Origin of the sequence: Salinibacter sp., from assembly GCF_036626415.1 — a bacterium.
Classification (GTDB): Bacteria; Bacteroidota; Rhodothermia; order Rhodothermales; family Salinibacteraceae; genus Salinibacter.
This window is the reverse complement of the sequence record NZ_JAZKRW010000117.1, coordinates 1-8,892: the sequence shown is the minus strand read 5'-3', so window position 1 is coordinate 8,892 and position 8,892 is coordinate 1. Positions and strand designations below refer to the sequence as shown.

Annotated in this window: 7 protein-coding genes; all 7 read right to left on the bottom strand. The window is 66.1% G+C overall.

Going from position 1 to position 8,892, the window contains the following annotated elements:
• The coding region (locus tag V5A20_RS11460) for an efflux RND transporter permease subunit (protein WP_332327382.1) at positions 1-953 on the bottom strand (953 nt) is incomplete at its 3' end.
• 57 nt (positions 954-1,010) lie between these two features.
• Entirely contained in the window at positions 1,011-2,201 is a 1,191-nt protein-coding gene (locus V5A20_RS11455; protein WP_332316569.1) for an efflux RND transporter periplasmic adaptor subunit, read from the bottom strand.
• A 55-nt stretch (positions 2,202-2,256) separates the two neighbouring features.
• Positions 2,257-3,894 (bottom strand): TolC family protein, encoded by a 1,638-nt coding sequence (locus V5A20_RS11450; RefSeq protein ID WP_332316568.1) that lies wholly within the window; start codon positions 3,892-3,894, stop codon positions 2,257-2,259.
• Positions 3,895-3,907: 13 nt separating this feature from the next.
• Complete coding sequence (locus V5A20_RS11445) at positions 3,908-4,603, bottom strand: TetR/AcrR family transcriptional regulator (RefSeq protein ID WP_332327381.1); 696 nt, start codon at positions 4,601-4,603, stop codon at positions 3,908-3,910.
• 289 nt (positions 4,604-4,892) lie between these two features.
• Complete coding sequence (locus tag V5A20_RS11440; protein ID WP_332316566.1) at positions 4,893-6,239, bottom strand: ABC1 kinase family protein; 1,347 nt, start codon at positions 6,237-6,239, stop codon at positions 4,893-4,895.
• Positions 6,240-6,419: 180 nt separating this feature from the next.
• Positions 6,420-7,130 (bottom strand): TetR/AcrR family transcriptional regulator, encoded by a 711-nt coding sequence (locus tag V5A20_RS11435; RefSeq protein ID WP_332316565.1) that lies wholly within the window; start codon positions 7,128-7,130, stop codon positions 6,420-6,422.
• Positions 7,131-7,260: 130 nt separating this feature from the next.
• Positions 7,261-8,565 (bottom strand): rhodanese-like domain-containing protein, encoded by a 1,305-nt coding sequence (locus V5A20_RS11430; RefSeq protein ID WP_332316564.1) that lies wholly within the window; start codon positions 8,563-8,565, stop codon positions 7,261-7,263.
• Between the last annotated feature and the right edge of the window lie 327 nt (positions 8,566-8,892).

Below are 8,892 nucleotides of genomic sequence, written 5' to 3'. Positions count from 1 at the left end.
ACCGACTCGACGGCCTCCAGAATGTTGTCGCCCCCGCGCTTCGTCACGTTCAGCGAGATGACGGGCACCGACGCGTCGTTCCGTGGGGCGGAGACGAGCTCGCCCTCCGCGTTCTCCTCCTGCAGGACCCGGAGCCGGGCGTAGGTGCTGCGGTCCTCGAACCCGAACACCACGTCCGCCACGTCCCGCACGTGCACGGGATTGCCGTTGGGGGCGCCCACCACCAGGCCGGGGATTTGCTCCTCTGGATCGTCGAACCGGCCGTCGACGCGAACCAGGTAGTTGAGGCGGTCCACGTCGATGGAGCCGCCGGGAATGTTGCGGTTCTCGCGCTGGATGGTGCCCACGAGGTCCTGAAACGTAAGGCCGTACCCTTTCAGGGCCGTCAGGTCCACGTTCACCTGTACCTCCCGGGTGAGCCCCCCGACCAGGTTGGCCTCCAAGATGCTGGGAATGCCCTCAATCTCGTCCTGAAGGTCCTTCCCCACCTCTTTGAGGCGGGCCAGCGAGTAGTCCGCCCCCAGGTTCACCGTCATGATGGGAAAGTCCTCCGTGTTGATCTCGCTGACGATCGGGTCGTCCTCGATGTTGCTGGGGAGGTCGGGCTGGGCACGGTCGACCGCGTCCTTGACGTCCTGGTAGGCCTTGTCGTTGTCCATGCTCGGGTCGAACTCGGCCACGATGGTGGACACGCCCTCCGTGGAGGTGGACCGGAGCTCGTCGATGTCGTTGACGCTACTAATCTCCTGCTCCAGCGGCTGGGTCACGACCGACTCGATATCGTCCGGGCTGGCCCCAGGATAGACCGTCGTCACCACGACCGTTGGAATTTCGATGGACGGGGCCGACTCCTTCGGAATGGTGAGGTAGCTGTACAGCCCCCCGCCCACGATGAGTAGGGTAAGGACGAAGATGGCCGTCCGGTATTTGATCGACAGGTTGGTAATCTTCATGGATGGGCCGGTCCGGAAGGGGAGAGAGCAAGAGGACGCAGCGGGGCAGGCTGCCGGCTAAGGGGTGGCGCTGGGGGACGAGGCGTCCGCGGCGGCGTTCTCCGCGTCATCGGCGGCCGGGTCGGCGGCGTCGGCGTCGTCGTACTGCTCGACCACCTCCACCCGGTCGCCCGTGGCCACGTCCGACTGGCCGACGGTGATGAGCTCGTCGCCGGGCGAGAGGCCGGAGCGCACGACCACGCGGTTGCCGCTGGCGGGGCCGAGGGTCACCCGACGCGACTGGACGACGGCGCCGGAGTCCGTCCGGGTCACCGTGTACGCGTCGAGCCCGTCCTCGTCGCGGCTGATGGCCGAGCGGGGGGCGACGAGCACGTCCGTGAGCCGCTCCCGCACCACGAACACCTTCGCCACCATCTCGGGCTTGAGGCGGCGCTCCGGGTTGGCGATCTCGACCTCGATGGAGAACGTGCGGCTGGCCGGGTCGATGGTGTTGCCGACGAATGCGAGGCGCCCCCAGCGGTCGTCGAGGGTGGCGGACTGAATGCGGACGCGGACGGAGTCGCCCTGCACGAGGTCGTTGGCGTACCGTTCGGGCACCCCGGCCTCTATCCGTACCTGACGCGTGTTGACGAGCCGCACCACCTGCTCGCCGGGGGAGGCCTGCTCGCCCGGCTCCTGCAACCGCGTCTCCACGGTGCCGGCGAACGGGGCGTCGATGCGGGTGCTGGCCAGCTGCTCCTGGGCCTGGCTCAGGTTGGCCCGGGCCTGGTTCAGGGACGCCAGGGCCTGGGTCCGCTGCGACCGCACACTCTCGAACTCCGAAGCGCTGATGATGGAATCGCGGTACAGGGGTTCCTGCCGGTCGTAGGTGTCCTGGGCAAGCTCGTACTGGGCCTGGGCCGACTCGACCTGGGCCCGGGCCTGCTCCACGGCCGCGCGGGCGCTACGCGGATTGATTCGGGCAACCAGCGAGTCCTCCGGCACGCGGGTGCCGCGCTCAGCCACGTGCACGAGCGTCCCGGACGCCTCGGCCGACAGGCTGGCATCGTCAAGGGCCTCCACGCTTCCGGTGACCTCCACCACGTCCTCGAACGGCTGGGGCTGCAGCACGAGGGTTTCGACCCGAACGCGGGTGCGGTCCTGGGCCGCGGCGGTCTCGGTGCGTCCCTCGCCGCCACACCCGGCGAGGAGGGCGACGAGGCCCGTGAGCAAGCCAACCCATAACGAAACGGAGTGAGAGCGACGCATTGACAAAAGAGACCCAGTGACAAAGACGGACGGACAACGAAAACACGGTAGGGGGTTAGGGCCGCCTGGACTCGGCCACGCGCTGGAACGCACTGTCCTCGGAGAGGGGGACGCCCATGGCACGCTCCAGGGCGCTCCGGGCCCGAAGGTAGTCGTGGATGGCCTGCAGGCGGTTGAGGCGGCTCTCGTCGAGTTGATTCGACGCCTCCCGAAGCTCCAGCTGGCTCGACACCCCGTTCTCGACGCGACGACGCGTGTATTCGTAGTTGAGCTCGGCGGTCTCTACGTTTTGCTTCTGGGCCTGCAGCCGCTGGTACGCGGCGCGCAGGGTCCGGAGGGACTGTTCAATTTGAAGCTGGACGACCGAGCGCTGCTGCTCGCGCTGGAGCTCGGCCCGGCGCACGGCCACCTCTCGCTGCTGGATTTGAGACTCCCGCTGGAAGCCGTCAAAAATCGTCCAGCTCAGTTGCAGGCCCACATTTAGGGACGGATTCCAAAAGTCGGAGTGAAAGAAGCCGCGCTCCTGCACCGAGAAGTCGAACGGATCGGTGGGGTTGGAGAGGGTCCGCGAGCGGTCGTCGGGCACGCGGCCCGTGTAGTCGAAGTTGGCTACGGCCGAGACGGTGGGCAGGTACTGCGCCCGGACGGTGTTTTTGTCCACCTCGCGCAGCTCTATGTTCTGGCGTGCCTGTTCCAGGTCGGGTCGGTGCTTGAAGGCCTGTTGCGTGGCCCGGTCCACCGTGAGGTTGAGCAGTGGGTCCGGATTATCAACGGCGAGGGAGCCCTCCAGGGCCACGGGACGGTCCATTGGCAGGGCGAGGGCAAGCTTCAACTGTTCTCGGGCGAGGTCGGCCCGGTTTTCGGCCTGCACCCGCTGGGTGCGCAGGTTCGAGAGCTCCACGTCGGTGCTCAGGCGCTGGAACTTGGGCGTGGTGCCCTCCTCGACTTGGCGCCGTATTTCCGCGAGTGTCTCTTTCGTGCGCTCGACGCTCTGGCGGGCCACACGGGCCTGTTCCTGTGCCAACAAGGCCCCGTAGAAGGCCCCCCGCACGCTGTCGACGAGGGCCTGTCGCTCCCGATCGAGGCCAAGCTGGTTGACGTCTTGGAGCTGCTGGGCGCCCTGCACCGCGGCGAAGGCACTCTGGCTGAAGAGGGTCTGCTGCAGGCTGAGCCCACTGCTAAACTGGTTGTCGACGCCGAAGGGGTTTCCGCCCCCGCCGCCCGGCGTAACGCCGGCCTCCTGCAGCCCCTGCCGCTGCCGTCGCTGAAATTCCTCAAACGAAATGGTCTCGGTGCCCGACTGACGAGCTCGTTCGTTGAACGCGACCCAGTCGGTGGCGTTACCGCCGCCGAAGAGTCCTGTCACGTCGCTGCCGGCGAAGGGGTTGGCGGTCTGGACATTGCGCGTGTAGCTGCCACTCAGGCTCAGTTCCGGGTACAGCTGGCCCCAGGCTTCCCGAATCTGTGCATCGGCGTTCTGGACGTCGAGGCGGGCCCCGCGCAGGCCGTAGCTGCGCTCCAGGCCCACGCGGAGGGCGTCGTCGAGCGTCAGGACGAGCGTAGAATCCGCCCCCGCCGCGGAGGCGGTGGCCGTGGGTTGACCCGTGGCCGGCGATCCCGCCGTCAGAACACCCAGGACCAGCAGGGCCGCCGCGGGCCCCCACGAGGACAGTCGAGTCGGCAGAAGAGGCATCAAAGACCGGTGGTTATTCATCGGAATCCGAGTCGGAGAGCGGCGCCCCCGACGGGGTGGGGGAGAGGCCGTCGAAGAGCAGGGCCGTCAGGAAGTCCGCCGCCCGTTCGGGGTTCTCCAGGGGCCGTGTCGGGCCCGCGGAGGCGTCGGGGGACCCCTGCTGGCGCTCCAGAATGTGGTGCGTCCCCATGCTCCGGAGACTCGTAAACAGAATGTTGGCGATCAACGGGGGAGAGAGCCCCCGGATCTCCCCCCGGCCTATCGCCTCGCGGAGTACAGGGACGAGCGTGCCCAGGACGCGCTCCTGCTGCCTCTCGAAAAACTGGGCGCGCTCGGCCTCGTCGCTGAAGGCAATCGCGTGAATTTCTTTGACCAGGACGAGAAACAGGTCCTGCTGATCGCGAATCGTCTCGAAGTAGCGCACCACGAACGCGTGGACCGTCTCCCGCAGCGGGCGGTCGGCGGCGGACTCGTAGAAGACGGTCCGGATGAGGGCCTCCAGCTCCCGCGTGGCCTCGTCGAAGACGGCCAGAAACAGCTCCTCCTTCCCCCCCTCGAAGTAGTTGTAGAGCGTGCCCTTGCCAAACTCGGCCCGCTCCGCAATCTCGTCGAGCGTCGCGTCGGCGTACCCTTTCTCCGCGAAGACGGCGCGGGCGGCATCGAGCATGGCCTGCCGCCGTCGCTTCCGCTCGCGTTCGCGACGGGACAAAGAGGAACTGGGGGCGTTGGCCATGAATCAGAGCGCTTGGTGGACGCTGCGTCAGGATCTGACTAGTGAGTCACTCGGTGACCGTGTAGTCAGATACAGGGCAAATCGTTCGCCTCGTTTGGGAAACACCCCATGAAGACTGGGTGGGAATCCCGCGAATCGAATCCTGCGGGGGCGGCCCGACGGGTTGAGAGCCGAGCGGATCCGGACTGAGGAGAATTCAGGCCCGGGCCCAGGCGCCAGAAGCGCGGGGGGCAGGGGCGCAGAGGCAAGGGATGTGCTTTGGAGGTCAGCGCCCCACCGGGGAGCCCCCGAGGTCCGCCAGCGACTCATTCAGAAGTGTCAGGCTCTCGTTGGTGTCCACGCGGGCTTCGAGCCGCGTGAGCAGATTGAGGACGCCGACCAGGGCCTTGTTGAGAAAGATAAAGTGTGGGGAGCCCGTGGCGGCCCGGAGCTGGGAGGCCTGCTCAAAGCACTCCTGCAGGCGGCTCCGAAAGTCCGGGTCGCCGAAGTCGAAGGACGACCGACGGTAGGGTTCTACGATGAGCGAGCCGTACCGATCGAAGAACTGCCGCAGCCTGGTCTGTGTGCTCTCAGGCAGGTCGTCGTGGAGGATGTCGAGGGTGTGGAGGAGGCGGGTGATCGCGTTCTCGTCGTCGGCCATGCGGGCCCGGAAGAGGCGCAGCATGTCGTCGCGGAATTGCTGGGGAAAGGTCTTCACGCAGCCGAAGTCGATGACCCCGAGGCGCCCGTCCTCCCGAAAGAGGAAGTTGCCGGGGTGCGTGTCGGCGTGGAGGGTGCGGGCGTTGCCCGCCACCTGCTCGTGGAGGAAGTCCCACAGCAGCTGGCCAAAGTGATTGCGCTCCTCCTGACTCGGCGCAGCGTCGAGGAACGAGTCGAGATGCTGGCCCTCCACGTGGGTCATCGTCAGAACCGTTTCGGCCGTCCGGTCGGGGATCGGGCGGGGGACGACGAGCTTCTCCCCGTCGTACTGCTCCGCAAAGTGGTCGATGTTCTGCGCCTCGTTCAGGTAGTCCGTTTCCTCCTGGAGCCGGGCCTTCACTTCCTCGAAGTGGGCGTCGATCCCGTCGCCCTGGATCAGGCGCTCGAACAGCGTGCGGGCCACCGACAGGTCGGACTCGATGGTCTCCCGTACGTTGGGGTACTGCACCTTCACCGCCACGGCCCGACCGTCGTCGAGGCGGGCCCGGTGCACCTGGCCGAGCGAGGCGGCGGCCATCGCCTCCGGCTCGAAGTCGTCGAAGAGCAGCTCCGGAAAGCCCCCGAGCCCGTCCCGAATCCGCTTGCGCACCAGCGCCTTGTTCATCGGCGGCACGCTGTACTGCGCCTCCGCCATCACCTCCATGAACTCGTCCGGCAGCAGCCCGGTGTCCATGCTCATCGACTGGGCCAGCTTGAGCGCGGTGCCGCGGAGCCGGGTAAACTCCTCAAAGAGATCGCGGGCGTTCTGTGCGTTGAGCTCCTGCTTTCGCGCTTCCGGGTCGTCCGTGCCCGTGGCCCGGTCCATGAGGTACTGGGCGTAGTTCTTACCCACCTTCAACCCCGTTTTGGCAAAGAGGCCGCTCCGTTCCAGCTTGGACGCGGGAAAATCTTCGGAGGCGTCGTCGGTGCTCATCGTAGTGTGGGTGGTTCGAAAGCGCGTTCGATCTCCTCATCGCAAAACGCGTCGACGGAGGGACGTATTGCGTGCTGCGTAGTGCGTAACGAGCGAAGTCGTAGACGTTGCACGAAATACGCAATACGCACTACGGAATACCGCTCGCCGGATTGGGACAACCCGTCCTGGAGAGGACCGTCACTGCCGAGAAAAGAGCCGCCCCACGATTGGGAGCCGGCCCAGTCCCAAGGAGTCGTTTTGCACAATGTACCAGGCCAAGGTCACGCCCCGGGATACGCCCCGGAAGGTCACCAGTTCGGCGACGAACGCAACGAGCTTGTCGACGAGCGCCGTGGTGGCCTCCTGGTCGGGCGTCTCGTCGTGCAGCCAGTGGCGGATGATCGCGAGCGTCACCTCCGTGAGCACCTCATGCACCGGCCACAGGCCCGTGACGAGCTGATTTGTGTTGGGCACCACGTCCGCGTCCGTCAGGAGGTCGCGGAGGGCCTCGCGCACCCCAGATCGAAACGAGGATTGGGACCGCACCCGGGTGCTAAAGGTGGCCTGCACGAAGGCACGTTGCTCTTCAAGCGCGTCGAGCAGGATGTAGTAGAACGAGGCCAGCCGCTCCTCGAAGGAAAAGTCCTCGTACCCGGTCGTGGCCCCCGTAAGCATGCGGTATTGCTCCAGCGTCAGGTCGTAGAAGGCCGGCCGGAGTTCGTCGACCGTCTGGAAGTGACGCTCGAAAACGCTCTCCTTGACGCCCGCCTCGGCGCACACCGCCGAGATAGTGAGGGGGGCGTCTGGTTTCTCTTCGAGACGGAGGGCTGCTTCAACGAGTTGCTTTTTCTCGGCGAACGCGTCGGGGTCGGGAATGGGGTTGAGAGGCCTTTGGGCGAAATGTAGCACAGATTTTCCAACGCACGAGCCCACGGAATTTTCCACGGGGCGGCGTGCCTCGAACCACACGGCCCCCGTGGACCGCACATTCCCCAGCCCGCCCGTCCCGTCGTGGCGGGCAGGGGGGCATCCTCATACCCTACGTTCGGACCGGGCGCTCGGGCACACCGGTGGCCGTTTCGGTCTCGGGGTGGTCGCTCCACTCGTACCAGCCGCCGTCGTAGACTGAGATGTTGGGCCATCCCATCAGGTACGCGTTCATGAACGCCTCACTGCCGCGCCAGCCCGTGCCGCAGTAGAAGGCGATGGGCTTGTCCGGCGTGATGCCCATTTCGGCCCACTTCTCGGCGATCTCGGGAAACTCCCGCGTCGTGTAGTCGAAGTTGCGGTAGTTCTCCATGTGGTAGGCGTCGCTTCCACAGTTGCCGAACACCGCCCCCGGGATGCGGCCGGTCTTGTCGATGTAGTGGTAGCCGCTCCTCTCCCCAATGAACTCGGCCCAACTGCGGACGCTGACGAGGTCGCCGTCGTCGGCCGCCAGGAGGGCTTTGGCCTCGTCGAGGGTCAGCATGTACTCCGGGTGGCCCGGCACCTCGGCCCCAAAGGCCTCCACCGGCTCCGGCTGTACGTCTTCGGTCGAGACGTCGTACCCGGCCGACTCCCACGTATTGATGCCGCCGTTGAGGATCTTTACGTCTTCGACGCCGGCGTACAGCATGAGGGCCGCGCACCGCATCGCGCCCAGGTGGCCGGCGCTCTGGGCGGGATCGTCCTGGTCGTACGTGGGGTACGAGAAGCGGCCGTAGAGCACCACCGTGGTGTCGTGGCGGATGCCGTGGGCTTCGAGGGCGGATTTCAGCTCCGCCGGCGGGCGTCGATTCCAGGTCTCGGGCGACTCCAGGGCGTTTGTGTCGAGCGGAATGGCGCCGGGGATGTGGCCGTCGTCGTAGTCCTGACGGTACCCGAAGTGGGTGTGACACAGGACGTAGTCGTCGCCGTTCATCTCAGGAGGGGCCGCGCCGGAAATAAGGCCGTGCACCCAGTCCGGATAGACGAGCTGCTGGTACCGGCCCATGCGCCGGAGGGACCGGTCCGAGTCGGGGGCCCACTCCCGCAGAAAGCCGTTGTACACCCCCACCGCTTCGAAGCCGAGGCGCGAGAGCTTGTCGGCCATCTCCGCCGCGGCATCCGCGGTGTAGCCGTACACCGTGACGGGCGTGTCCTGCGAGAGGCCCTTCTCGTCGAGCACCTCCACCCAGTCCATGTATTGCGTCCACTGGAGCGGAAGGCTTTTGGCCCCCGGCACGTGTCCACTTCGGGGTTCGTCTTGGAGCGGCCAGCCGTTGTATGCCGCGATGGGACGCACATCCAAAATTGTATGATCGGGATCCTCGGCCTGCAGGGCGAGGGCGTCAGTAGAAACAGTGGAGATCGTTTCTTCCATCAGTACGGATAGGAGAGCAGGGGAAGAGTGAGCAATTCGCCTACGAACTTGAGAAAACGGACGGCAAGACGCAACTTCTCGGAGCTGTTCCTGATCGTCGGAAAGCCCCCTCCCCGCAACAACTGTCTGGGCGGGGTCGAGAAAGGCCGGGGCGGGGTGCAGCTATGCCCGTACATGCGCGGCCTGGAAGCCCCAGCACGCAGTCATGAAGGTGGGATTTGCCGTTGAGGGCCGCACGGAGGCCATACGCGAAGCTTCGAGAAAGCATTGCAGGGGCCGCGCGAGCGAAGGCTTCTGTTTCGAACCCATTTGTCGCAATTGTAAGAA